The organism is Aureimonas pseudogalii (assembly GCF_014196835.1).
In the GTDB taxonomy this organism is placed as follows: domain Bacteria; phylum Pseudomonadota; class Alphaproteobacteria; order Rhizobiales; family Rhizobiaceae; genus Aureimonas; species Aureimonas pseudogalii.
On record NZ_JACIEK010000001.1, the window covers coordinates 505,539 to 530,564 of the forward strand.

At 68.3% G+C, this 25,026-nt stretch carries 21 protein-coding genes, 1 tRNA gene and 1 pseudogene; 14 read left to right on the forward strand and 9 right to left on the reverse strand.

Features of this window, described 5'->3' with window-relative positions; genetic code table 11:
• Nucleotides 1-12: 12 nt before the first annotated feature.
• The 7 genes from glcF to GGR04_RS02410 all read right to left on the reverse strand — a co-directional run bounded on the left by glcF (nt 13) and on the right by GGR04_RS02410 (nt 6,986).
• Entirely contained in the window at nt 13-1,350 is a 1,338-nt protein-coding gene (gene glcF, locus GGR04_RS02385; protein ID WP_183197468.1) for a glycolate oxidase subunit GlcF, read from the reverse strand.
• Nucleotides 1,351-1,367: 17 nt separating this feature from the next.
• The gene (locus tag GGR04_RS23685) at nt 1,368-1,616 is read right to left on the reverse strand and encodes a hypothetical protein (protein ID WP_210291606.1); all 249 of its coding nucleotides are present in this window, start codon (nt 1,614-1,616) and stop codon (nt 1,368-1,370) included.
• A gap of 101 nt (nt 1,617-1,717) precedes the next feature.
• On the reverse strand, nt 1,718-1,933 hold the full coding sequence (locus GGR04_RS02390; protein WP_246392635.1) for a DUF433 domain-containing protein: 216 nt from the start codon (nt 1,931-1,933) through the stop codon (nt 1,718-1,720).
• Nucleotides 1,934-1,963: 30 nt separating this feature from the next.
• The gene (glcE, locus tag GGR04_RS02395; RefSeq protein ID WP_183197472.1) at nt 1,964-3,196 is read right to left on the reverse strand and encodes a glycolate oxidase subunit GlcE; all 1,233 of its coding nucleotides are present in this window, start codon (nt 3,194-3,196) and stop codon (nt 1,964-1,966) included.
• A complete protein-coding gene (locus GGR04_RS02400; protein ID WP_183197474.1) occupies nt 3,196-4,689 on the reverse strand; it encodes an FAD-linked oxidase C-terminal domain-containing protein in 1,494 nt (497 codons plus the stop codon). Before GGR04_RS02400 ends, glcE begins: the two co-directional genes overlap by 1 nt.
• Before the next feature lie 297 nt (nt 4,690-4,986).
• Nucleotides 4,987-5,697, reverse strand: a complete 711-nt coding sequence (locus GGR04_RS02405) for an RlmE family RNA methyltransferase (protein WP_210291654.1) — start codon at nt 5,695-5,697, stop codon at nt 4,987-4,989.
• Nucleotides 5,698-5,726: 29 nt separating this feature from the next.
• Nucleotides 5,727-6,986 carry a Ppx/GppA phosphatase family protein gene (locus GGR04_RS02410; protein WP_183198991.1) on the reverse strand — a complete coding sequence of 420 codons (1,260 nt, stop codon included), beginning with the start codon at nt 6,984-6,986 and terminating at the stop codon, nt 5,727-5,729.
• A gap of 677 nt (nt 6,987-7,663) precedes the next feature.
• Here GGR04_RS02410 and GGR04_RS02415 point away from each other — a divergent pair.
• Nucleotides 7,664-7,894: a DUF6429 family protein gene (locus tag GGR04_RS02415; protein ID WP_056697844.1), complete on the forward strand. Its 231-nt coding sequence runs from the start codon at nt 7,664-7,666 to the stop codon at nt 7,892-7,894.
• Nucleotides 7,895-7,899: 5 nt separating this feature from the next.
• On the opposite strand, the gene GGR04_RS02420 is transcribed toward GGR04_RS02415, so the two are convergent.
• Together GGR04_RS02420 and tnpC are read right to left on the reverse strand one after the other, a co-directional pair.
• Nucleotides 7,900-8,505, reverse strand: coding sequence for a plasmid pRiA4b ORF-3 family protein (locus GGR04_RS02420; protein WP_183198992.1), 606 nt, complete (start codon nt 8,503-8,505; stop codon nt 7,900-7,902).
• A gap of 2 nt (nt 8,506-8,507) precedes the next feature.
• Nucleotides 8,508-9,503: pseudogene (gene tnpC / locus GGR04_RS02425) on the reverse strand (IS66 family transposase); the annotation flags it as partial.
• Nucleotides 9,504-9,563: 60 nt separating this feature from the next.
• Between tnpC and GGR04_RS02430 the strand changes: the two are divergent.
• The 13 genes from GGR04_RS02430 to GGR04_RS02490 all read left to right on the forward strand — a co-directional run bounded on the left by GGR04_RS02430 (nt 9,564) and on the right by GGR04_RS02490 (nt 24,718).
• Nucleotides 9,564-9,637: transfer RNA gene (locus GGR04_RS02430), tRNA-Gln, on the forward strand.
• Between the two features lie 1,227 nt (nt 9,638-10,864).
• Nucleotides 10,865-12,025, forward strand: a complete 1,161-nt coding sequence (locus GGR04_RS02435; protein WP_183197477.1) for a transporter substrate-binding domain-containing protein — start codon at nt 10,865-10,867, stop codon at nt 12,023-12,025.
• Nucleotides 12,022-12,669 (forward strand): ANTAR domain-containing response regulator, encoded by a 648-nt coding sequence (locus GGR04_RS02440; protein ID WP_183197479.1) that lies wholly within the window; start codon nt 12,022-12,024, stop codon nt 12,667-12,669. The genes GGR04_RS02435 and GGR04_RS02440 overlap by 4 nt, the downstream gene beginning before the upstream one ends.
• A gap of 38 nt (nt 12,670-12,707) precedes the next feature.
• The gene (locus GGR04_RS02445) at nt 12,708-13,934 is read left to right on the forward strand and encodes an urea ABC transporter substrate-binding protein (RefSeq protein WP_312857410.1); all 1,227 of its coding nucleotides are present in this window, start codon (nt 12,708-12,710) and stop codon (nt 13,932-13,934) included.
• A gap of 74 nt (nt 13,935-14,008) precedes the next feature.
• The gene (locus GGR04_RS02450) at nt 14,009-14,881 is read left to right on the forward strand and encodes an ABC transporter permease subunit (protein WP_183197483.1); all 873 of its coding nucleotides are present in this window, start codon (nt 14,009-14,011) and stop codon (nt 14,879-14,881) included.
• A 5-nt stretch (nt 14,882-14,886) separates the two neighbouring features.
• A complete protein-coding gene (locus GGR04_RS02455; RefSeq protein ID WP_183197485.1) occupies nt 14,887-15,966 on the forward strand; it encodes a branched-chain amino acid ABC transporter permease in 1,080 nt (359 codons plus the stop codon).
• A complete protein-coding gene (locus GGR04_RS02460) occupies nt 15,966-16,685 on the forward strand; it encodes an ABC transporter ATP-binding protein (RefSeq protein WP_183197487.1) in 720 nt (239 codons plus the stop codon). The genes GGR04_RS02455 and GGR04_RS02460 overlap by 1 nt, the downstream gene beginning before the upstream one ends.
• Entirely contained in the window at nt 16,678-17,394 is a 717-nt protein-coding gene (locus GGR04_RS02465; protein WP_183197489.1) for an ABC transporter ATP-binding protein, read from the forward strand. The genes GGR04_RS02460 and GGR04_RS02465 overlap by 8 nt, the downstream gene beginning before the upstream one ends.
• Nucleotides 17,395-17,432: 38 nt before the next feature.
• Nucleotides 17,433-18,431 carry an acetamidase/formamidase family protein gene (locus GGR04_RS02470; RefSeq protein WP_183197491.1) on the forward strand — a complete coding sequence of 333 codons (999 nt, stop codon included), beginning with the start codon at nt 17,433-17,435 and terminating at the stop codon, nt 18,429-18,431.
• Between the two features lie 79 nt (nt 18,432-18,510).
• Nucleotides 18,511-20,259: a nitrilase-related carbon-nitrogen hydrolase gene (locus tag GGR04_RS02475; RefSeq protein ID WP_183197492.1), complete on the forward strand. Its 1,749-nt coding sequence runs from the start codon at nt 18,511-18,513 to the stop codon at nt 20,257-20,259.
• A 201-nt stretch (nt 20,260-20,460) separates the two neighbouring features.
• Nucleotides 20,461-21,558 (forward strand): SMP-30/gluconolactonase/LRE family protein, encoded by a 1,098-nt coding sequence (locus GGR04_RS02480; RefSeq protein ID WP_183197495.1) that lies wholly within the window; start codon nt 20,461-20,463, stop codon nt 21,556-21,558.
• Between the two features lie 251 nt (nt 21,559-21,809).
• Nucleotides 21,810-22,775, forward strand: a complete 966-nt coding sequence (locus GGR04_RS02485) for an aldo/keto reductase (protein ID WP_210291656.1) — start codon at nt 21,810-21,812, stop codon at nt 22,773-22,775.
• A gap of 308 nt (nt 22,776-23,083) precedes the next feature.
• Nucleotides 23,084-24,718, forward strand: a complete 1,635-nt coding sequence (locus tag GGR04_RS02490) for a methyl-accepting chemotaxis protein (protein ID WP_183197499.1) — start codon at nt 23,084-23,086, stop codon at nt 24,716-24,718.
• The last annotated feature ends 308 nt before the right edge of the window (nt 24,719-25,026 follow it).

Consider the following 25,026-nt stretch of genomic DNA (forward strand, 5'->3'; position numbering starts at 1 on the left):
TGGACGCCGGGCTCAGGCCGTCGCGACGGCGAGCGGACGCGCCTCGAAGCCGGCGAGCTTGGCCGGCTTCTCGCCGCCGAAGGCCCAGTCGAGGAGTTCCACCGTGTGGACGATCGGGATGGCGGTGGCCGAGCCGATCTGCGTCATGCAGCCGATATTGCCGGTAGCGATGAGGTCGGGCGCGACGCGCTCGATGTTGGCGACCTTGCGATCGCGCAGCTGCACCGAGATGGCGGGCTGCAGGATGTTGTAGGTGCCGGCCGAGCCGCAGCACAGATGCCCCTCCGGCACGTCGCGCACCGTGAAGCCGGCCTGCGCCAGCAGCACCTTCGGCGCCTTGGTGATCTTCTGCCCATGCTGCATCGAGCAGGCGGAATGATAGGCGACGACGGCATCGACGGGGTTCGCGGGCAGCGGCAGCGCGAGGGTCGCCAGGACCTCCGTCACGTCCTTCGCCAGCGCCGACACCCGCGCCGCCTTCTCGGCATAGGCGGGGTCGAGCCGCAGCATGTGGCCGTAGTCCTTGATAGTCGTGCCGCAGCCCGAAGCGGTGATCACGATCGCGTCGAGCGTCCCCTCCTCGGCAAGCGCCGACCAGACGTCGACATTGGCGCGCGCGAAATCCAGCGCCTCCGCCTCGCGGCCCATATGATGGGTCAGCGCGCCGCAGCACCCTTCCCCCTTCGGCACCACCACCTCGACGCCGAGCCGCGTCAGCAGGCGCACCGTCGCCTCGTTGATGGCGGGGTCGAGCACCGACTGGGCGCAGCCGCGCAGGATTGCGACGCGCCGGGTGCGCGCGCCGACGGCGGGATGGACGCCCGGCTCGTCGTTCGGCGAGCGCGCGGGAACGCTCATTGGCGCCAGCCGCAGCATCGCCGCCAGCGGCTTCAGCGGGACGACCGCGTCGAGGAGACCCGCGAAGGGCCGCCCGATCCGGGCCAGCACGAGCGCCGCCCGGAACCGCCGGGGATAGGGCAGCACGCTCGCCAGCACGGCGCGGATCGTGCGGTCGAGGAAGGGCCGGCGATAGGTCTTCTCGATATGGGCGCGGGCGTGATCAACGAGATGCATGTAGTTCACGCCGGACGGGCAGGTCGTCATGCAGGCAAGGCACGAGAGGCAGCGGTCGATGTGCTTGACCACCTTCTCGTCGGCCGGCCGGTCGTTCTCCAGCATGTCCTTGACGAGGTAGATCCGCCCGCGCGGACTGTCGAGCTCGTTGCCGAGGGTCACGTAGGTCGGGCAGGTCGCGGTGCAGAAGCCGCAATGCACGCATTTGCGGATGATGCCCTCGCTGTGGGCGGTGTCGGGGTCGGCCAGCGCGGCGGGGCTGAAGGCGGTCTGCATGGGTCGGCTCTTTCGCCTTATGCGGGAGACGGTCCGACGGCGTCGGTCCTATCGATGATCTTCACCTCGCCGGGTCTCGCATCCCGAATGGTCATCGCGATCTGGTCCACCAACGGCGCCAAGATCTGCAGGCGCTGCCTAGGAACGACCACGACCGCAATGGAGCGGCCTGCGAACGACTGCTGAAACGGCATGTTGCGGTCGCACGTCACGAGAACGGTCCACCCTTGCGCCTCGATCGCGTCGAGAAGCGCCCCGTCCTGCATTCCCTTCCAGCGAGCTGGGAACCGATCGACCGGGCAGCCGGCGTCGCGGAGCAAAGACGCCAGCTTGTGAGGGAGCGCTTCGTCGAGCACCGCTCTCACGGTCAGGCGACCAACCTGTCGACACGTTCCGTGACGAGATGAAGCGCGGCCTCGACCTGCCAACGCTCGACGGTCGGGAAGTTCTCGAGGAACTCGTCCAGCGACATGCCGTCGGCAAGGTTCTCGAAGAGCGCTTCGGCGGGCACGCGCGTTCCCGCGAACACGACGGCGCCGGACATGATCTCGGGATCGCGGGAGAAAACCTCGGTGACCTGCATATCCATTTCCCTCGAATGCGCCTGCAAACCCTACCCCATCCGGCCGGGGTTGAGGATGCCCTCCGGGTCGAACTGGTCCTTCAGCCGCTGCGCGAGCGCCGCGAGGGCCGGCGGCTGCGGCTGGAAGACCGGCGTGCTCGCGCGGGTCGCGAGGTCGGCGCGCACGAGCGTCGCGTGCCCCCCGCCATGCGCGGCGACGAGACGGCGCAGGAGATCGGCCTCGGCACCGGCCTCGAGCCGCAGCCAGACGAGACCGCCCTGCCAGTCGTAGAAGGCGTCCGCCGCGACCTGCATGCGAAGCGCCATGACGAGCTCGTGGCCGCGCGTCGGCGCCACCGAGACGCGCCAGACCGGCCGCTCGGTGCCGTCTGCGAAAGGCCGGACGTCGCGGATGTCGCGCCAGAGCGCCGCGGACGCCTCGTCCTCCAGCCGCTCCAGCGGCGCGACCCGGCCGAGCGCCGCGCCGAGATGGCGGGCGCGCGCCTCCACCGAGGGGCCGAACCCGTCGATGCGGATGGCGGTGGCGGCCTCGCGCCCGAGCGCGCCCTCGCCGACGCGGGCCGCGACGCCGTAGGGCAGGTGCGCGGCGCCCGACACTTCGGCCGACGAGCCCATCGCCGCGGCCATCGCGCCCACCGCCGCCGCATCGTCGAGGCCGCGCAGCACGAGCGTCGTCTCGCGTTGCGAGCGCGGCATGGTCTTGACGATGATGTCGGTCAGCACCGCGAGCGTGCCGTAGGCGCCGGTGAGGCCCTTCGACAGGTCGTAGCCGGTGACGTTCTTCACCACGCGCCCGCCGGCCTTGAAGATCTCAGCCCGCCCCGAGACCGCCGCGAGGCCGAGCACGTGGTCGCGCGCCGCGCCCTGCTTCAGCCGCCGCGGGCCCGACAGGTTGCACGAGACGACGCCGCCGAGCGTTCCCTCGCCGGCCGGGCGGCCGTGCAGAGGGCCGTAGTCCATCGGCTCGAAGTCTAGCCGCTGGCCATGCGCGGCGAGCAGCGCCTCGATCTCGGCGATCGGCGTGCCCGCCCGGGCCGAGAGCACCAGCTCCTCCGGCTCGTAGAAATGGATGCCGCTCAGCGCCGCCGTCGAGACGGTTCGCGCGGCCTGGACGGGACGCCCGAGCCCACGCTTGGAGCCTGCGCCCTCCACCGCAAGCGGCTCGCCGGCGACGACGGCCTCCGCCACGATCTCGCGCAGCGCCTCGGGCGTTCCCGGCGTCAGGATCTCCTCGGACACGAGAGATTGCGGAACGGCCGACATCAGAACCGCGGCAGTTCGGGAAAGGGAAGCTGGCCGCGATGCACGTGCAGCCGGCCGAGTTCGGCGCAGCGGTGCAGCACCGGAAAGACCTTGCCGGGATTGAGGAGATGCCGGTCGTCGAAGGCGCATTTCACGCGGATCTGATGCTTCAGATCGTCCTCGTCGAACATCTCGGTCATCAGGTCGCGCTTCTCGATGCCGACGCCGTGCTCGCCCGTCAGCACGCCGCCGACGGAGACGCAGAGCCGCAGGATATCGGCGCCGAAATCCTCGGCGCGCTGCAGCTCGTCGTGCTTCGAGGCGTCGTAGAGGATGAGTGGGTGCAGGTTGCCGTCGCCGGCATGAAAGACGTTGGCGACGCCGAGCCCGTATTTATGCGACAGCGCCTTCATGCCGGCCAGCACGCGCGGTAGTTCCTTGCGCGGGATCGTGCCGTCCATGCAGAGATAGTCCGGCGAGATGCGCCCGACCGCCGGAAAGGCCGCCTTGCGCCCGGCCCAGAACGACATGCGCTCCTCGTCGGATTGCGAGACGCGCGCCGTGGTGGCGCCGTTGGCGGTGGCGATCGCTTCCACCTCGGCGAGGAGATGATCGACCTCGGCCTTCGGCCCGTCGAGCTCGACGATCAGCAGTGCCTCGACATCCAACGGATAGCCGGCATGGACGAAGGCCTCCGCCGCGTGGATCGCCGGCCGATCCATCATCTCCATCCCGCCGGGAATGATGCCCTTGGCAATGATCGCGGCGACGCACTCGCCGGCCTGCTCGGAGGTCGGGAAGCCGATCAGCACGGCGCGCGCCGTCTCGGGCGCCTGCAGGATGCGCACGGTCACTTCCGTTACCACGCCGAGAAGCCCTTCGGAGCCCGTCATCAGGCCGAGCAGGTCGTAGCCCTCCGAATCCAGATGCTTGCCGCCGAGCCGGATGACCTCGCCCTCCATCGTCACGAACTCGATCCCGAGGACGTTGTTGGTGGTGAGCCCGTATTTCAGACAGTGAACCCCGCCCGAGTTCTCCGCGATGTTGCCGCCGATGGAACAGGCGATCTGCGATGACGGGTCGGGCGCATAATAGAAGCCGGCATGCTCCACGGCGCGGGTGATGCCGAGATTGGTGACGCCCGGCTGGACCACGGCGCAGCGATTGTCGAGATCGACCTCGAGGATCCGGTTGAATCGCGACAGCACGAGGAGAACGCCGTCCTCCAGCGGCAGCGAGCCGCCCGAGAGCGAAGTGCCGGACCCGCGCGGCACCACGGGAATGCGATGCTCCCGGCAATAGCTCAGGATCGCCGCGACCTGCGCTACCGTCTCCGGCAGCACCACGACGAGGGGCAGCTGGCGATAGGCGGTGAGCGCGTCCGTCTCGAAGACACGCATCTCGTTTGTGGCGTCGACCACGCCCTCGCCCGGCACGATCGACCGCAGCGCCTCGACGATGGCCGCGCGGCGGCCGAGGATCTCGCCGCTCGGCTTCGGCATCGAGATGGCCATCGCCTGCCCCTCCCCCTTTGTTCTTGGAATCAGTCTAGCCCAGCCAAGCTCGCGATGGGAAGCAGCCACGCACGGGTACGCCGGTTCGCCTGCCTCGCTCTTGCGCGAACAAGACCGGCAGGTGCGGCAGCGGTCGCGGCACCTGCCAGAACGGTATGGGAAAAGATCGGCGGATAGGCCGACGCCTGCAACCTGAGGCTCACCCGACGATGGCGGGCAGCGTCGCCCGCTCGGGCCCGCCGGCAGAGTGGATCGGCGCACTGCACCCGTCCTGCAGCCGCTACGGGCCGTCTCCCGTCAGTCGTCCCGGTTTTCCTCGGCGGCTTCGACGCCGTCCGGGTTGTTCTCGCGGAAATTCCTGCCGCGAAAATCCTTGGCGAGGAGATAGAGCTCCACCGATCCATCGCGCGAGGCCGGCGGCTTCACGTGGTGAACCGAGCGGAAATTACGCTTCAGGAGGGTCAGCAACGCGCCCTCGGTGCCGCCCTGGAAGGTCTTGGTCAGGAAGTGACCGCCCGGCCGCAGCGTGCGCAGCGCGAACTCGGTCGCGACCTCGCAGAGATGCATGGTGCGCAGATGGTCGGTCTGGCGATGGCCCGTGGTCGGCGCCGCCATGTCGGAGAGGACGATGTCGGGATCGCCGCCGAGCGCCTCGAGCAGCCGCGCCGGCGCGCTGTCGTCGAGAAAGTCGAGCTCCAGGATCACCGCGCCCGGCACCGGATCCACCGGCAGGTAGTCGATGCCCACCACATGCGCCTCGGTCTCGGAGGTGCCGGTGCGCTGCACGGCGATCTGGCACCAGCCGCCGGGCGCAGCGCCGAGATCGACCACGCGCATGCCCGTCTTCAGGAGGTGGTAGCGATCGTCGATCTCGGATAGCTTGTAGGCCGCGCGCGAGCGGTAGCCGTCGGCCTTCGAGCGCCGCACATAGGGGTCGTTCAACTGGCGCTCCAGCCAGCGCCGCGACGAGGCCTTTAGCCCGCGCTTCTTCTTGACGCGGACCACCAGCCCACGATCGTCGCCTCGCCCCGAACCTGTCACGCGGTCTGCCTTGCCTGTGCCGTGGCGGCGCGGCGCCAGACGCCGTCCGCCACCATCATTTCCGTCAACAATCCCTCGCGAAGGCCCCGGTCGGCCACGCGAAGCGTCTTGGCCGGCCAGACCCGCCGAATCGCCTCGAGAATGGCGCAGCCCGCCAGCACGAGATCGGCGCGATCCGAACCGATGCAGGGGTTGGCGACGCGCTCCTCGAAGCTCCAGCCGGCGATGCGGGCGACCAGCCGGTCCGTCTCCTCGTCGCTTAGCCACAGCCCGTCCACCTGCCGCCGGTCGTAGCGCTCGAGTTCGAGATGCACGCCCGCCAGCGTCGTCACCGTGCCGGATGTGCCGAGGAGATGGAAGCCCTCGCGCCCCACGAGATCGCGCAGCCGATGGCGGCCGGGGAAGTCGTCGATCATCGCCTCGACCTCGCGGATCATCCGCTCGAAGAGCTCCGGCGTCACGTTGCGTCCGCCATGGCGCTCGGCCAGCGACACGACGCCGACCGGAAGCGAGGTCCAGGCGACGATGTGGTTCGACAGGCGCCGGCTGGCACCGTGGCGCAGGTCCAGGAGCGCGATCTCCGACGAGCCGCCGCCGATGTCGAAGAGCACCGCACCCTTCGCCGAGCGGTCGACGAGCGAGCCGCAACCGGACACGGCGAGCCGCGCCTCCGTCTCGCGGCTGACGATCTCCAGCTTCAGCCCGGTCTCGCGGTGCACGCGCTCGATGAACTCCTCGCCATTGGCCGCGGCCCGGCAGGCCTCGGTGGCGATCAGCCGCGCCCCGCAGATCTCGCGCGCCGAGAGCTTCTGCGAGCAGATCTCGAGGGCGGCCACCGCGCGGTCCATCGCCGTGCCGGCCAGGCTCCCGGTGCGGCCGAGCCCCTCGCCGAGCCGCACGATCCGCGAGAAGGCGTCGATCACGCGAAACTGGCCGGGACGGGTGGGCACGGCCACGAGCAGGCGGCAATTGTTGGTGCCCAGGTCGAGCGCGGCGTAGACTGGGATCTTCGCCGAAACCGACGCCATCCCCGCACCCGACGGAACGGGCGTCGCGGGAACGGGCTTTTCCCACGCGGACGGCACGGCCGAATCAGCCGAGGGTGCCGCCTTCACGGCGGGACTCGCGACGCTGCCGCGACTGCCCGCCTTGGCGCCGCGCCGCCGGCGCGGCTTGGTGCGCCCCGCCGGCGGCTCGTCGCGGGTGCGAAGGGCGCGTTCAGCCTCGGCCACCTTGGCGCCGAGTTCCGCCGACATCTTGCTCAACCCCTGCGGTAGCGAAGCCGCGGCAGCGACATCCTTCGGCTTGCGCCGTCGCCGACGCTGGCGCTTCGAAAGCCGCCCCGGATCGACCGTCCCGTCGTCGATACCCGTCGGCTCCCCGCGCTCGCGCGTCGTCGAGCCACGCCGCGCGAGCTCGCCGACGTCGTTGCGTCGCACGGGCCCGAGATCGATGTTGCTCGTCGCACCCGTCGTCGCTGCCCGATCCTGATGCGGTTCGTGAATCACTCACTGTCTCCGGAGCCGGCACACGGGGGCTCCCTCGGCTCTCTCGGCCGCGTTCGTTGGCGCCACTGTAGCAATCCGACAACATTTCACAAGCCACCGCGCCTTGCTCCCGCCGCATTGGCTTCTACGGCGCGCCGATAGACGCCGGGCGACATCGGGACCGCGAACCGGACACGATGCGAAAGCCGTTCGACCGATCAGCACTGGACCGTGCGATCGGCGAGCACCGGCCTTTCAGGGCAACCGGTATCCAACCGGAGGCCAATCGATCACCCGATGCCGAAACGCCCTGACGCCCGGGCTTCGCCATCCGCACTTGCCGAGCTCCGATCCCAGGTCTGCGTCGACGTCCAGACGATCGCCCCATCGTACGCATCCGATGAAGACCGCGGCGTTTGCGTGCTTTGCATGATAAGTTTGCGAGCATGGATATCGATGAGGAGAAGATCGACGCCGCTGTTCTGGCGCTCTTATGGCTGACGCTTCACGATGAGCGCCGTGCCTGGAAGAGCTTTGACTGGGACGCGATGGATCGCCTGCACCGGAAGGGAATGATCTGCGATCCGGCGAGCAAGGCCAAGTCGGTCGTCTTGACCGACGAGGGGCTGCGCCAGGCGGAGGTGCTGTTTCGAACCCTGTTCGCGCGGACCGGGTGATCGGCCTATTGGGATGCTCGGCTGGACTTGGTGCGCGGCTTGCGGGTCCAGCTTTTGCCGAGCCTGAGCAGTTCCGCACCGATGGCATCGATGTCGATGTCGCCGGGATCGAAGCTGTCGCCCCACCACTCGACCATCTCTTCGTGCCGCTCGTTCTTGGGATCGGCGAGCGCTTCGAGGAATTCCTGGTAGCCCCAGGGTCCACCGACATCTTCGGGCGGGCAGCGGCCCGACGCCGCGAGCAGGCGGGGATAGATGACATCGGCAAGAGCAGGCTCGATCCGCTCGATCCGGATCGAATGCTCCCAGCCGTCGCCGAAGTCGTAGAGATACTTGAACGACTTGGCGCCGGTATCCTCGATCACGGCGAGAAGCGTTGTCTTGCGGGCGTCGATCGGGCCGTCGCCAAAGCCCCATTCCGGATTGGGAATACCAAAGCCGATATCGCGGACGCGGAACTCCCAGAGGTGACTGTTGGTCCAACCGACGGCTTCCTGAAGGACGGCATGGAGGCGGTCGAGCCGCAGGTCGAAAGGAACCTCGATCCGCCGGGTGACGGCGGGCTCGACATCGTCGAGAACGATCTTGAGACGGGCGATCGAGGTTTGCACCATTATGCGGCTGCCCGTTGGTCCCGCGCGAACGGCTTCGCCCAATTCCACGGAAGCAACTCTTCGAGCCGGCTCTGCGGCGTGTCGGCGATGCGGCTGAGAACGTTGGCGAGCCAGGCCTGCGGATCGATGTCGTTGAGCTTGGCGGTGGCGATCATCGTCAGCATGAAGGCACAGCGATCGGCGCCGCGCTGCGAGCCGGCGAAGGTCCATGAGCGGCGGCCGAGGGCGATGCCGCGCAAGGCTCGCTCCGCTGCGTTGTTCGACAGGCAGACGCGCCCGTCTGTCGTGAATCCGGCGAAGGCGTCCCACTTGGTCAGCATGTAGTCCATCGCCTTGGCGACGTCGGCATGGCGTGACAGTCGCGCCCGCTCGGTGCGCATCCAGCTTTCCAGATCAACGAGAAGCGGCAGCGAGCGTTCGCGGCGGATCGCCAGGCGCTCGGCGGCAGGCAAGCCGTTGATCTCGCGCTCAATGGCGAAGAGGGCATCGATGCACTTCACCGCCTCCAGCGCCATGGGCGAGATCGACGCCGCGTTCTTTCCCCGACGCGCGTTCTTCGCGAGGTCGGCGAGTTCGAAGAACTTGCGACGGGCATGTACCCAGCATAGCGCCTGGGTCAGCGGTCCCGGACTTCGATCCGCAGCATAGAGGCGCCCGTAGCCGGGATAGGCGTCGGCTTGCAGGATGCCGGTCCAGCCCTTCAGGTGCTCCTCCGGCTGCTCGGCCGTGCGGTCCGGGGAAGCATGATACAGGGCCGCCGGTGGGGCTTGACCGTCAAAGGGACGGTCGTCGCGCACATAGGTCCAGATCCGGCCCGTGACGGTCCGGCCCTTGGCCAGGATCGGCACGGTCGTATCGTCGCCGTGCAGACGCTCGGCGGCGAGGACGTGGGCGGTGATGAGGTCATGCAGCGGCCGAAGGGCGTGGGCGCAGGCGCCGACCCGGACATGATCGACGACGATCGAATGTACCTTGACGCCGGCTCGCGCCTCCCGTACAAGCCCCATCAACCTTGCAGGCTAACCAGCCGGCAAGCGGATGCTACGGCATCATGCTGGGGAATAGTTTAAGGGTAGAACAGCGGACTCTGACTCCGCTAGTCTTGGTTCGAATCCAGGTTCCCCAGCCAGCTAGACGCCCTACGACGCATGGGCTTCAGACCCAAACCACCTCACCGCACGACGATGTCGGCCTTTGCTAGACAGGCCAGCTAGACGACGATGATCCGGGTTTGCTGCTCTGCAGAGGCTCGAACGCGAGGGTCGAGCCGACCGTTCGGGTGTGATGGCTCGCCCCCTCCCCTCTTCAAGGAGTGCGGGCCGTGGCGATCGTCTTCCGTCCCAGCACCATGGCGATGTCTTGCTTGCGCCGTTCTCTTTCAGGAGCGCCGATCATGGACCGGAGAGCGTGGAACGTCGGCCCGGAGGCACCACGAGAGTTGACGCACAGGATCGTCACGGCCGGTTTCCGCGTCTTGCCGGCCTGACGATCCTTCTCGGCCCTCTCAGCCGCGGCTCGGGCCACCGCCTCGCCGCTCCCCCCTCCCCGGCAAGCGCCGTGCGCAGTGGCCAGGCGATCCCGACGCCGGCCTAGTCCGTGCACACGACGATCCAGTCCTCCTGGACGCCGTTGCGCGGGAGCGAGATGGCGCCGCCTTCGAAGGCCCGCGAACATCCCGAGCGCGATCGGCAGGTTCAGCGCCAATGGCACGACCGCCATGACCGCGGCGCGCTCCGTTCGGCCTCCTCGCCCGGTTCGCCTTCCTGGCGCTCTTCGGCTTCGGGATCTGCCGGGCACCTTTCACAGGACTGTCCTTCCTCTCGCCGCGCTTGGTGGCCACGCCAAAACCGCGGCGAGGACTGCCATGACATCGTTCGCGAACCGCCGCTCCTCTCGAAGCCTTTATCGCGCCGGCCGGCGTTGAAGGCGCGGTCGATCGATGCCAGCGGCATCTACCTCAGCCGGTGCTCCGGCGCCCTGCGTTCCGATCGAACGTCGTCGCCGCTTCGCATCGAGGTGACCGGCATTCGCAACGGAAGACGACCGGAAAGACGATCGGCGGCCGATGCGCCTTCGTGCATGCTGGATCAATCCGGCCGGACCTTTCATTCCCAGGATCCACTTTGCCCCTCCTACAAGTTGCACCAAGCGTCGGCGTGGCCGGTCGCACGGAAGGCTGGTCGGCCCGTCTGCGAAACTTTCGTATCGACACTTGACAGGCGCCTAGCTTCCGTTCAGCTTAATCCTTGAGCGTGGGGCAAGGCTGCCCAAAGTCGCGCCAGAACGATGATCCTTTGACTTGGCACCGTCGCCCCGCAGCCATCAGGCTGAGGGGCTTTTTGCGTGGGACGACCTGATGGCTCGACGAAACGTTCCGATCGGTATCCTGTTCTCCGCCACCGGGTCCTATGGCGCGGTCGGGCGCACGATGCTGAACGGGGCGCTTCTCGCATGCCGCGAGATCGCAGGCGATGCCGAGGCCGGCATCCGCCTCGATCCCGTCGTCATCGATCCCGGCAGCCGCCTCTCGGCCTATGCGCCAGCCGTCCACGCGCTGCTCGGGCGCGGCATCCGCCATGTCGTCGGCTGCTACACCTCCTCCTCGCGCAAGGAGGTGATCCCGATCTTCGAGAAGCGCGACGCGCTGCTCTGGTATCCCGCCCATTACGAGGGCTTCGAGAGTTCGGAGAACGTCGTCTACACGGGCGCGGCACCCAACCATCACATCCTGCCGCTCGTCGATTTCCTCGTCACGCGGTGTGGCCGCCGGGCCTTCTGCATCGGCTCCAACTACATCTGGGCCTGGGAGAGCAACCGGGTCCTGCGCGACGAGCTCGGCCAGCGCGGCGGCACGATCGTCGCCGAGCGCTACCTGCCGGTCGGCGAGACCGACATGGCGCAGATCGTCGAAGCGATCCTCGAAGCCGAGCCCGACTTCGTCTTCAACTCGCTGATCGGCGAGTCCGCCTATGCCTTCTTCCGCGCCTTACGAGCGGAATGCGAGGCGCGCGGCATCGATCAGGTCAGGCGCTTTCCCGTGGCGAGCTGCAATCTCTCGGAGCCCGAGCTGCTCGAGATCGGTCCCGAGGCCGTCGACGGCCATCTCAGCTCCTCGGTCTGGTTCGCGAGCATCGACAGCCACGCCAATCGCCGCTTCGTCGCCGCCTACGACCGCGCCTTTCCCGATGGGCCCGTGGCCTCCGCGGAGGGCGAGGCCGCCTTCATCGCCGTGAAGCTGCTGGCCAAGACGCTGGCCGCCGCCGGGACGGATGCGATCGCGGCGGTGCGTGCGAGGGTCGCCGGACAGACGTTCGACGCGCCGCAGGGCTGCGTCTCGATCGATCCGCAGACGCTTCATGCCTATCTGACGCCCCGCATCGGCCGCTCGCGCGCCGACGGGCAGTTCGACATCCTGATGGAAGCGCAGGAGCCGGTTCGCCCCGATCCCTATCTCGTGCGCTCCTCCGCCGCCCTCGAACAGCCGGTTCTCCGGCCCGCCTTGAGGATCGTGTCATGAGCGTCGTGCGCTTCGTGCAGAACTTCAGCCAGCGCCGGGCGCTGATCGCCTCGGCCGACGCGCGCGCGATCGAGGCGCTTTCGGTGACGCTCGGCAAGCTCGGCCTCCTTGTCGAGCCGCTCGGCGCCGAGGGGGCGCAGGCGCCGCTCGCCGATCTCGACGCCGCCCGGGACGTCCTCTTTCTCGACGGCGATCTGCACGCGCCGCCGATCGTGCCGACCGGCCCCACGGCCGAATTGCCGCTCGTTCCCCTCGTCGGCCTCGTCGGGGTGGAGGCGCCGAGCCGGCTGCGCGCGCTGATGCTGGCGGGCGCCACCGCCTTCCTTCCCAAGCCCGTCTACGGCGGCTCGGTCTATTCCGCGCTCTACCTCGCGGTGAACGAGCATGCCCGCAAGGCCGCACTCGGTTCAGCGGTCGAAGAGCTCGAACAGCGCCGGCGTCAACGCCGCTACGTCGTCAAGGCGATCCTGATCGTGATCGCGGAGGCGGGCCTCGACGACGAGGCGGCCTTCCAGTCCTTGAGGCGGGCGGCGATGCGCGCGCGCCTCGGCCTCGAAGCCTATTGCGAGCAGCTCGTCCGCGAGCGCGCCGACGAAGATCTCGACAATCCCGCGGCCCCTTTCGCAAGGGCCGCGGTGGACTGAGCCGACGCCTTCCCCCCTGACGGAGACCACAGATGAAGATGCGATCCTCCAGCGTCCTCGCGGCGCTCGGAACACTCCTCCTATTGTCCGGCGCCAGCCTTGCCCAGGAACCGATCAAGCTCGGCGTCCTCGAGGACCAGTCCGGCGACTTCGCCGTCGCCACGATCGGCAAGGTCCACGGCATCGAGCTCGCCACCGAGGAGATCAACGCGGCCGGCGGCATCGCGGGCCGCCCGCTCGAGCTCGTGGTCTACGACACGCAGTCGGACAACACGCGCTACCAGGAGTTCATGCGCCGCGTCCTGCAGCGCGACAAGGTGGATGCCGTCTTCGCCGGCTTCTCCTCGGCCTCGCGCGAGGCCTACCGGCCGATCGTCAACCAGTTCGACGGCCTCGCCTTCTACAACAACCAGTACGAGGGCGGCGTCTGCGACGCCAACATGATCGTCACGGGCGCCGTGCCCGAGCAGCAGTTCTCGACGCTCATTCCCTACATGATCGAGACCTACGGCAAGAAGGTCTACACGATCGCGGCGGACTACAATTTCGGCCAGATCTCGGCCGAATGGGTGCGCAACATCGTGAAGGAGAGCGGCGGCGAGATGGTCGGCGAGGAGTTCATCCCGCTCGGCGTCTCCCAGTTCTCGCAGACCATCCAGAACATCCAGACCGCCAAGCCGGACGTCCTCGTGACGCTCCTCGTCGGCACGGCGCAGGCCTCCTACTACGAGCAGGCGGGCGCGGCGAACCTGAAGGTGCCGATGGCCTCCTCGGTCAATGTCGGCCAGGGCTACGAGCACAAGCGCTTCAGGCCGCCCTCGCTCGCCAACATGTACGCCACCGTGAACTACATCGAGGAGGTCGACACGCCCGCCTCGAAGGCCTTCGTCGAGAAGTGGCACAAGAAGTTCCCGGACGAGCCCTACATCAACCAGGAGGCCGAGAACTCCTACACGGCGGTCTATCTCTACAAGTCGATGATCGAGCGGGCCGGCGGCTCGACGAAGAAGGACGATCTGCGCGCCGAGATCGCCAAGGGCGACGTCTGCTTCGACGCGCCGGAGGGCAAGGTCTGCCTCGACCCGAAGAGCCAGCACATGTCCCACACGATCTATCTCGCCAAGGTCGGCGAGGACCACGCGATCACCTTCCCGAAGGTCTGGAACGACATCAAGCCCTACTGGCTGGGCGATGCCGGCTGCGACCTGACGAAGAGCGACCCGAGCGCGCAGTACACGCCGTCGAACCCGCCGCCGAAGGGCTGATCCAGAGCCGGCCGGGCGCTCCTGCCCGGCCGGCCCCTCCTTCGATCCGCGTTCTCCAACCCCGGGATGGCACGATGGACGTCCTCTACGGCGCCTTTACCTTTCTCTACCAAGCCGGCGACGCCTTCGCCTTTCTCGTCCTCTCCGCCTGCGGCCTCGCCGTGATCTTCGGCATGATGGGCGTCATCAACCTCGCCCATGGCGAGTTCATCCTCTGCGGCGCCTACGTCTCGACGAGCGCGGCCCGCATGGGCCTGCCGCTGCCCCTCGCCATCCTTCTCGGTGCGCTCGTCGCGGGGCTCGTCGGCATGGCGCTGGAGCGCCTGGTGATCCGCCATCTCTACGAGCGCCCGCTCGACACGATCGTCGCCACCTGGGGCGTCTCGATGATCGCGACGCAGGGAACGCTGATCCTTCTCGGCTCCACCCTGCAGGGCACGGGCACGCCCTTCGGCTCCTTCGCCGTCGGCCCCTACAGCTATTCGGTCTACCGGCTCGTGCTGGTCAGCGCCGCGCTGCTGACGCTGCTCTGCCTCTGGCTGGTCTTCACGAGGACGCGCTTCGGCACGATGGCGCGCGCCACGATCCAGGTGCCGCACATTGCCGAGGCGCTCGGCGTCAACACGAGCCTGATCTACTCGCTGACCTTCGGCCTCGGCGCCGCGCTCGCGGGCCTCGCCGGCGGGCTCTACGCCCCGACCATGACGCTCGTGCCGACCATGGGCAGCGCCTTCGTGGTGGAGGCCTTCGTCACCGTCGTGGTGGGGGGCGCCGACATCTTCCTCGGCACCGCGCCCGCCGCCGCCGTGCTCGGCATCGTCAAGGCCGCGCTCACCTCCTGGCAGGGACAGCTCTTCGGCCAGATCGGACTGCTCGTCGCCGTCATCGTCGTCATCCGCGTCCTGCCCCGAGGCATCTCGGGCTGGATCCTGCGCGAAAGGGCCTGATCTCCATGGCACGCGCTTTGAAAAAGCCGCGCTGGCTGGCGCTTCTCGAAGGCCCGCAGACGCTGGGCAAGGGCCCGAAGTTCTGGGCGCCCTTCCTCCTCGTCCTCCTCGCCGCCTCGGCCTATCCGCTGTTCGCGGACGGCTACGACGTCGGCAACAACGTCTACTTCTTCAACTGGGCCTTCATGGCCCTCGGCCTCAGCCTCATCTGGGGCTATGGCGGGGCGCTGTCCTTCGGCCAGACCGCCTTCTTCGGCGTCGCCGGCTACGCCTACAGCGTCATCTCGATCAATCTCGGCGACGCCTACGGCCTGACGCTCTTCGCGCTTCTGGCCGCCGTCCTGATCTCGGCGCTGTTTGCCGCCGTGCTCGGCTACTTCCTCTTTTTCGGGCGCATCTCCGGCGTCTTCCTCGGCATCGTCACGCTCTCGGTGACGCTCGTCCTCGAGCGGTTCATGTCGCAGACCGCGGGGCCGGAATGGCGCATCGGCGCGGCGCGTCTCAACGGCTTCAACGGCATGGGCGGCATGCCCTCGCTGACGATTCCCTGGCCGGGCGGCGCCATCGCGCTCTTTCCCGACATCCCGCTCTACTACGTGACGCTGACGCTCCTGACGCTCGTCTATCTCGGCCTTCGCATCCTCGTGAACTCGCGCTTCGGAAACGTCCTCGTCGCCATCCGCGAGAACCCGCAGCGCGCCGAGATGCTCGGCTACGACATCCGCCGCTACCAGCTCGCCGCCTTCGTCGTCGGCTCGGCGCTCGCGGGGCTCTCGGGCGTCCTCTACACGTCCTGGGGCAACTACATCACGCCGGCCTCGATGGGCATGACGGCGGCCTCGCTGCCGATCGTCTGGGTCGCCGTCGGCGGACGCTCGGATCTCACGACCACGCTTCTCGGCACGCTCCTCGTGCTCGCCGGCTTCCAGGCGCTGACGATCTACGGCAGCCAATATGCGATCGTCGTCATGGGCTTCCTCCTCGTCGCCACCGTCCTCGTCGCGCCGAACGGCCTCGTCTACGGCATCGGCTCGCTCCTCTCGGGACGCCTGCGCCGGCGGGTGCGCGAACGGGAGGCCGTGTGATGGCCGCCCTTCTCGAAACCCGCACGCTGAACAAGTGGTTCGGCGGGCTGCATGTCACCGGCGGCGTCGACTTCGACCTCGAGCAGGGCGAGATCCATTGCCTGATCGGGCCGAACGGGGCCGGCAAGTCGACGCTCTTCCGGCTGATCCTCGGCGAACACCTGCCGAGTTCCGGCCAGATCCTCTACGAGGGCGCCGACATCACGAACGACAAGCCCTTTCAGCGCATCCGGCGGGGCATCAGCGTCAAGTTCCAGGTGCCCGGCATCTTCAAGGCGCTTTCGGTGCGCCAGAACCTGCAGATCGCCCTCCAGCACCACGAGAGCCCCGAAACGCTTCACGACGAGATCGACCGGCTTCTCGAATTTCTCAAGCTGACGGCCGACGAGAGAGTGCTCGCCGGCAATCTCAGCCACGGCCAGAAGCAATGGCTGGAGATCGGCATGGCGATCGCCCTGAAGCCGCGGCTGCTGCTTCTCGACGAGCCGACCGCCGGCATGACGCCCGACGAGACCTTCGCCACCGGCGAGATGGTCCAGGCCCTCAATCGCCAGGGCGTCACGGTCCTGGCCGTCGAACACGACATGGCCTTCGTGCGCCAGATCGCCCAGCGGGTGACGGTGCTGCATTTCGGCAAGATCTTCGCCCAGGGCACGATCGAGGAGATCGTCGCCGATCCCCGCGTCGCCGCGATCTATCTCGGAGAGGTCCATGCGTAGGGAGACGATCCTCAACACGGTGGGCCTTCGTTCGGGCTATGGCGGCAAGCCGGTGCTCCAGGGCGTCGACATGGAGGTGCGCGAGGGCGAGATCGTCGCCGTGATCGGGCGCAACGGCGTCGGCAAGTCGACGCTGATGAAGAGCCTGATCGGCCTTCTGCCCGTCGACAAGGGCTCGATCGTCTTTCGCGGCAGCGCCATGGACGCGCTCCCCGCGCACAAGCGTGCCCGGCTCGGGCTCGGCTACGTGCCGCAGGGGCGCGACGTCTTTCCCCGCATGAGCGTCCTGGAGAACCTGGCCGTCGGCGAGTGCATCGCCGGCGCCCCGGCGCCGAAGGAGCGGCTGGAGCAGATCTTCTCGTTCTTTCCCATCCTCGCCGAGCGGCGCAACCAGCGCGCCGGCACCATGTCGGGCGGCCAGCAGCAGCAGCTCGCCATCGGCCGCGTCCTCATGGGCGCCCCCTCGCTCATTCTGCTCGACGAGCCGTCCGAAGGAATCCAGCCGAACATCGTCCAGGACATCGCCCGGATCATGGTCGAGCTGAACCGGACGACCGGCGTCACGATCGTCTTCGTGGAGCAGAACATCGACATGATCCGCGCCATGGCGACGCGCGCCTACGCCATGGACAAGGGTCGGATCACCGACGAGATCATGCCGGCCGCCCTCGAGGATCGCGACGCCGTGCGGCGCTACCTCGCGGTTTGAAGCGAGACTTTCAGAATCATCAGAAGAAGGAGGCTCCGATGAGCTGGTTCCAGGATTCCATCATGGCCCGCAAGGGCGCCGCCAAGGGCGAGGCGCGCACCGAGCACGCGATTACCGAGGAGAGCCAGGGCCGATACCACTACGTCTACGGCGCCTTCGCCGAACCGATCCTCGCCGTCGACCCCGGCGCGGTGATCTCGGCCGAGACGCACGACGCCTTCGAGGGCGCCATCAAGACCGAACGGGACCTGCCGAGCGAAAAGCTCAACTTCCCCTTCCTCAACCCGCAGAACGGCCCGGTCTGGATCAACGGCGCGGAAAAGGGCGACTGCCTCGCCGTCCACATCAAGAGCATCGTGCCGCGCGGGCCCCAGCCGCGGGGCACGACGGTGATCATGCCCGAGTTCGGCGGCCTCGTGCCCACCGCCGACACCGCGCTCTTGACCCAGCCGCTCCCTGAACGCGTGAAGAAGCTCGAGGTCGATGCCGTGACGGGCGTCAAGTGGAACGATCGCATCACGCTGCCCTACGAGCCCTTCATCGGCACGATCGGCACGGCGCCGGAGATCGAGGCGATCTCCTCGCTCGTTCCCGACTATTACGGCGGCAACATGGACCTGCCGGACGTCGCGCCCGGCGCGGTGATCTACCTGCCGGTCAACACGAAGGGCGCCTATCTCTTTCTCGGCGACTGCCACGCCGCGCAGGGCGACGGCGAGCTCTGCGGCGTCGCGATCGAGCATCCGACCGTGACGACGGTGCAGGTCGACCTCATCAAGGGCTGGACGATCCGTTCGCCGCGCCTCGAAAACGAGAGCTTCTACATGACCATCGGCTCCTCGCGGCCGATGGAGGACGCGGCGCGCGGCGCCTATCGCGAGCTGATCCGCTGGATGGCCGCCGATTTCGGCTTCGAGGAGATCGACGCCTACATGCTGCTGACCCAGTGCGGCCGCATCCGCCTCGGCAACATGGTCGACCCCAAATACACGGTCGGCGCCTCCGTGCTCAAGTCGATCGCCGGCACGCCGCGCTGATCCGGCTCCTTTCCGGTCCCCGCAGGCGTCGCGCGGGGCCGGGGCTCGTCCGCTTCCCGTCGATCGAGGTTTTCCCGCCATGAGCGCCCCCACGCCCTTCAAGACCGCCGCCGTCCAGTTCGAACCGACGATATTCGAGAAGGAGCGCAACGTCGAAGGGCTGCTGGCGCTGGTCGAGCGGGCCGCCGCCGGCGGCGCCAAGCTGATCGTGACGCCGGAGATGGGCACCACCGGCTATTGCTGGCACGACCGCAAGGAGGTGGAGCCCTTCGTCGAGCCGATCCCCGGCCCGACCACGGATCGCTTCGCGGCCGTTGCGAAGGCTCTCGACATTCACGTCGTCGTCGGCCTGCCGGAGGTCGATCCGGCGACGCAACTCTACTACAATTCGGCGGTACTCATCGGGCCGGACGGGGTCGTCGGCACCCACCGCAAGACGCATCCCTACATCTCCGAGCCGAAATGGGCCGCTTCCGGCGATCTCGGGCACCGCGTCTTCGAGACCCCGCTCGGGCGCATCGCCCTTTTGATCTGCATGGACATCCACTTCATCGAGACCGCACGCCTCGCCGGTCTCGGCGGCGCCGACGTGATCTGCCACGTCTCCAACTGGCTCGCCGAGCGCACGCCCGCACCCTACTGGATCACCAGAGCCTTCGAGAACGGCTGCTATCTCGTCGAGGCCAACCGCTGGGGCCTGGAGCGCGGCGTCCAGTTCTCGGGCGGCAGCTGCATCATCGCGCCGGACGCCTCGATCCTCGACACCGTGGACGACGGCGACGGCATCGCCTTCGCCGTCGTCGACCCCGCCCTCTCGCGCGCCCGCACCGTCTGGGGCGAGCCGATCCTGCGACAGCGCCGGCCGGAGCTCTACCGCGAGCTGATGACCAACACCTTCGCCTGGAACCCCGGCGACTTCTTCCGCCTCTACGGCCACCAGCCCCTGCCGGAAGGGCGAAAGGCGGCCGTGGCGGTCGCCGAGTTCGCGCCGGGGCCCGTCGCCTCCGACAACCTCGCCGAGATCGCCCGGCTCGCCGAAGCCGCGGCGACCGAGGGCGCCGAGCTCGTCGTCTTCCCGGAACTCGCCCTCACCGGGCTCGAAGATCCCGCGGCGGGCGCCGTGACGGGGTACGATCCGCTGATCGCGGCCATCGAGGATCTGGCGAGACGCCTCGCCATCCATCTCGTCGCCGGCTTCGCGGAACGCGACGGCGAGCGCGTCTTCGACAGTGCCGTTCTCGTCGGTCCTGCAGGGCTCGTCGGCATCTATCGCAAGATCCATCTGAGCGAGGCCGACAAGGGCTGGGCGAGTGCCGGAGACGACTGGGCCGTGTTCGATCTTCCCTTCGGCCGCCTCGGCCTCCTGATCGGGCACGATGCGAGCTTCCCCGAGGCGGGTCGCATCCTGGCCCTGCGCGGCTGCGACCTCATCGCCTGCCCCTCGGCGGTGAAGGACCGGTTCCACCAGGGTCACGCCGGCACGAGCGTCGTGCAGCCCGAGCCTATCCCGACCGGCGCCGACCCGCTTCACTGGCACCAGTACCGGGTGCGGGCCGGCGAGAACAATTGCTGGCTCGCCTTCGCCAACGTCCGCGCGCCCCTCGACGGCTATCCCGGTCTCTCCGGCATCTTCGGTCCCGACACGTTCCTGTTTCCGAGGCAGGAGGCGATCGTCGACGGCAACCGGCCTTACGCCGTCATGGAGATCGACACCGGCACGCTCGGCGGCCCCTATCCGACCCACGTCGTGCGCCGGAAGGATCTCGTCCTGATGCGCCAGCCCCACCATTACATGGACCTCGTCGTCGCCGCGCCGACGGCTGTCTGAGCGACGATCGTCCAACGTCGGGAACGGCCCGCGAGGACTCGGCGCTCGGCCGGATCGACCCCCTCCGCGACGATCGGCTTTCAGCGGCGAACACGACGCCGACGAGCATGTTCGGCCGCACCACCACGATGGGGTTGGGGCTGACGATGAGCAGGGCTCATCGCTTCATCAAGACCCTCGCAACGGGCGAAGTTAGGCGACATGCGTTGTCTCCTGATGACGCCAGAGAACTCGGACACCCCGCCGAAGACCGCCAGCCGACAGACCAAGGCCGATCGATACGCTCGCAAGCGCCGGGCCTTCGTTCTCGCCACGGGAATGGCCGTCTCGATCATGCCGAACGGCGCATCGATGGCGGCCGCTCCGGATCTGCTGCCCGGTCTGGTGGCGGACGAGCGCCTGCGGGGCGAGGTGCCGATTCCCGTTGCCGAGCGGGACATTCCCACCGTCGTCGCGAAGCCCTGGGTCCGGATCCTCGAAGGCCCAACGCCTCTCGAAGGCGTCGCCTTCTCGACCTCCGGCGAAATTCTCCTGTGCGATGTCGGCGGCGGACGCGTGCTGCGCCTGACGAGCGAGGGCGTGGTCTCGCCGCTGCTCGAACGCGGGAGCCTGGGGCCCGGAGGTCTGGCGATCGACACGGAGGGCCGCGTGTTCGTGGCCGCGGCGGGCGACTTGACCGCCGGCACGGTCGGCTCGCTCCCCGAAGGCGGGGATGACTGGCAGGAGATCCTGCCGACATCCGCCGGCTACGTCCCGAACGATCTCGTGCTCGACGGACGCGGCGGGTTCTACTTCACCGACTTCAAGGGCTCGGCCTTCGAGGCGACGGGCGGCGTCCACCATCGGGCGGCCGACGGGACGATCACGTCGATCGTGACCGGTCTGGCGCTGCCGAACGGGATCGCGCTCTCGCCGGATCGCCGCACGCTCTGGATCGCCGAGCATGGCCGGAACCGTCTGGTCCGCGTCCGGCTCGACGGCGCGACGCAGATCGCACGCCTCGGCATCGACGTCGTCTACCATTTCATCGGCCCCAAACCCGACACGGTGCGCACGGACGCGGAGGGCAACGTCTACGTCGCGCTGAACGGACAGGGCCGCGTCCTCGTCCTCAGTCCCGGCGGCATCCCGATCGGCCAGATCCTGCTGCCCGGCCGCGAGGACGGGCGCAACCTTCGCAGCACCAGCTTCGCGATCCGGCCGGGCGGCGACGAGATCGTGATCGTCGCCAGCGACGGCGAGCGCGGCGGCGGAGGATGGACCTTCCGCGCCCGAACCTTCGGGCATGGCCACCGGTGACGACCGACCTTGGCCCAGAAAAATCCAGCAGCCCCTCGAAGAGAGATCACCCGATGACCAACCCAACCACCTCCAGCCGCCGGAACTTCGTGAAGTTCGGTGCCCTTCTCGGCGCCGCCGCTTCCACGCCGTTCGTCCTGGGCGGCATCGCGGCCCGTGCCCAGTCCGGTGCACCATCGCCTTCAGGCATCGCGACTCCGGACCTTCCCACCCTCGGGCAGCGCCGGACGCTGGGCACCGGCCGCGCCGCCATGGAGGTGTCGGCGCTCGGGTTCGGCGTCATGGGCATGGACCACGACCGCGGCGAGCACCCCGATCGCGCGGCGATGATCGCGCTCCTGCGCCGGGTGGCGGAGCGCGGCGTCACCCTGTTCGACACGGCGGAAGTCTATGGGCCCTTCACGAACGAGGAGATCGCCGGCGAGGCGTTGCAGCCGTTCGGCGACGAGGTTCTCGTCACCACCAAGTTCGGCTTCCGCTTCGTCGACGGCAAGCAGGTGCCGGGCGAACTGGACAGCCGCCCGGCCAACATCCGCAGCGTGGTGGAGGCTTCGCTGCGTCGCATGTGCGTCGAGGCGATCGAGCTTCTCTACCAGCACCGCGTCGATCCGAACGTGCCGATCGAGGACGTCGCCGGCACGGTGCGCGATCTCATCGCGGAGGGGAAGGTGAAGCGCTTCGGACTCAGCGAGGCCGGCGCCGACACGATCCGCCGCGCGCACGCCGTGCAGCCGGTGACGGCGGTGCAGAGCGAGTACCACCTCATGTGGCGCGAACCCGAGACGAAGATCTTTCCGACGCTTCAGGAACTCGGGATCGGCTTCGTGCCCTATAGCCCGGTCAACCGCGGCTTCCTCACCGGCGCGATCACCGAATACAACCGCTTCGACAGCGGCAACGACAATCGCGGCGACTCGCCCTGGTTCCAGCCGGAGGCGATCCGGGCCAATCTCGCGGTCGTCGAGGTTCTCAACGCATTCGGGCGCACCCGCGGCATGACGCCGGCGCAGATTTCCCTCGCCTGGCTGATGGCCAAGCAGCCCTGGATCGTCGCGATCCCCGGAACCACCAAGCTCGCGCATCTCGACGAGAACCTGCGCACCGCCGAGTTCACGATGTCGGCCGCCGACGTGGCCGAACTCGAGACCGCGTTGGGAAAGGTCGAGATCGTGGGCACCCGCTACTCGGCCGACCAGCAGGCGATGATCGACAGCTGAGGGGCGGCGAGCGGTGCCCTTCTCGTCTCGCCGGGAGGGGCGCCGGGCATTGGTCGCCGGTCCGCTCCGCCCAAACGTTCGGAGCTGGAGCCGCGGAGCCCGTTCTCCTCAGGTGTCGCCGACGTTCGGCGGCATTGCGATCCCGTTCGTTACGATCGTTTAAGGCTGCTTTCAGGCCGTGGGGGGTTCGGTCGCGCAAGAAGCAACTCCCTCGCGCGGTCCGACGTATAGGGCGTGCGGCGACACGAAATCGCCCGCGGCCGGCGGCTGGAACGCCGGGTCGTTTCTCAAGCGTTCATTGGTGAGTCATGTCGAGTTCACGGTTTCGGATTTCCGTCCGCGCCAAGGTCGTTGCCCTGGCCCTGGCCGGCATTGCAGTGGTGTCGGTCGTCAACGTCTGGCAGGCCTATCAGGCCGCCATCGTCGATGCCGGGGTCAAATCCGCCGCGCGCCTCGCCTCCAACAACAAGGTGGCCTGGAAGGTCCTGAACGAGACCGGCGAAGCGTTCTCGTTGGAGAACGGTACGTTGAAGCTGGGGGCCCGACCGTTGAACGGCGACGAGACGACCGTCGATGCGATCGAGGGCCTGGTCGGCGGCGCCGCGACGATTTTCGCCGGCGACACGCGCGTCGCCACCAATCTGCGCGGTGCCGACGGATCGCGCGCCGTGGGAACCAAGCTGACCTCGGCGGCCGTCAACGAGACGGTGCTGATGCGGGGCGAACCCTTCCGGGGCGAAGCCGACATTCTGGGGCATCCCTATTACACCGCCTACGATCCGATCAAGGACGCGTCGGGCAAGACGATCGGCATGCTGCTCGTCGGACTGGACAAGGCGTTCTATCTCAACGGAATCGAGGCCACGATGCGCACGATGGTGCTGACCAATCTGGTGATCGGCGGCCTCGCCGGCCTTCTCGTCTTCGCCGTGACGGGGCCGATGTTCCGCCCGCTGCGGGTCCTTCGTTCCGGGCTCGTCAGGATTTCCGAGGGCGATCTCAGCCAGGCGGTCGAGACGTCGCGCCTGCGCGACGAGATCGGCGATCTGCAGAATGCCGCCGCCGTGATGTCGACCAATCTGGCGCGCATCGTGACGGACGTGCGCTCCTCGGCCGCGCAGGTGGCGGGCGGGTCTTCCCAGTCCGCCGCCACCGCCGACCAGCTCTCGTCGGGCTCGACCGAGCAGGCCGCGGCCTCCGAGCAGGCTTCGGCCGCGATGGAGGAGATGACCGCCAACATCCGCCAGAACGCCGACAACGCCTCGACCACCGAGAAGATCGCGGCGCAGGCCAGCGTCAGCGCCGAGAAGACGGGCGAGGCGGTGGCCCATTCCGTCGAGGCGATGCGTGCCATCGCGCAGAAGATCCAGGTGGTGCAGGAGATCGCCCGTCAGACCGACCTTCTGGCGCTGAACGCGGCGATCGAGGCAGCCCGCGCCGGCCCCCACGGCAAGGGCTTCGCGGTGGTGGCGTCCGAGGTGCGCAAGCTCGCCGAGCGCTCGCAGCAGGCTGCGGCCGAGATCGGCACGCTGTCCTCGCAGACGCTGGTCATCTCGGAGGATGCCGGCCGCATGCTCTCGGCGCTGGTGCCCGACATCCAGCGCACGGCCGAACTCATCACCGAGATCTCGGCGGCCTGCCGCGAGCAATCGATCGGCGTGGAACAGATCAACCAGGCGATCCAGCAGCTCGACCAGGTGACGCAGGCCAATTCCGGTGCGGCCAACGAAATGTCGGCGACCTCCGAACAGCTTTCGGCCGAAGCCGGCCGGCTCAGCGAACACGCGGCGTTCTTCACCCTCGGCTCCGACGAAGGCCGGGCGACGGCGCCCGTGAGCGACCCAGTCCCGCCGGTCGCCGGCAACGTCTACCGCTTGGCATCCGCCCCGCGCGGCCGGACGCCGACGCGAACCGAGGGGGCGATCGAGCGGCTGAGCGCCTAGAACGTCTCGGCACCGGCAGTTCCCGAAGCTGCCAGCATCGACACCGCGTCGCCGGCCCGAAGCCGTCGGCGCGGTGTCGACGTTTATACGCCCCGTCGTTTTCGACGCGGGTGCATGTTCCCGCGGGATCTCGCAGCGGAGCCGAGTTCGGCTTTGCCTGTTGGGCAGCAGCCTGCCGTTGTGTCCTGCGACTGAGAAAGCACTCGCGAGGCGAGAACGCTTGCAGCGGTTTTCGGTCGTGGTTAGCGAGGGGCGCATCGTCCGAGCGTCGGCCGCCACAGCCGCTGGGCCTCGGCGCAGTCGATGCT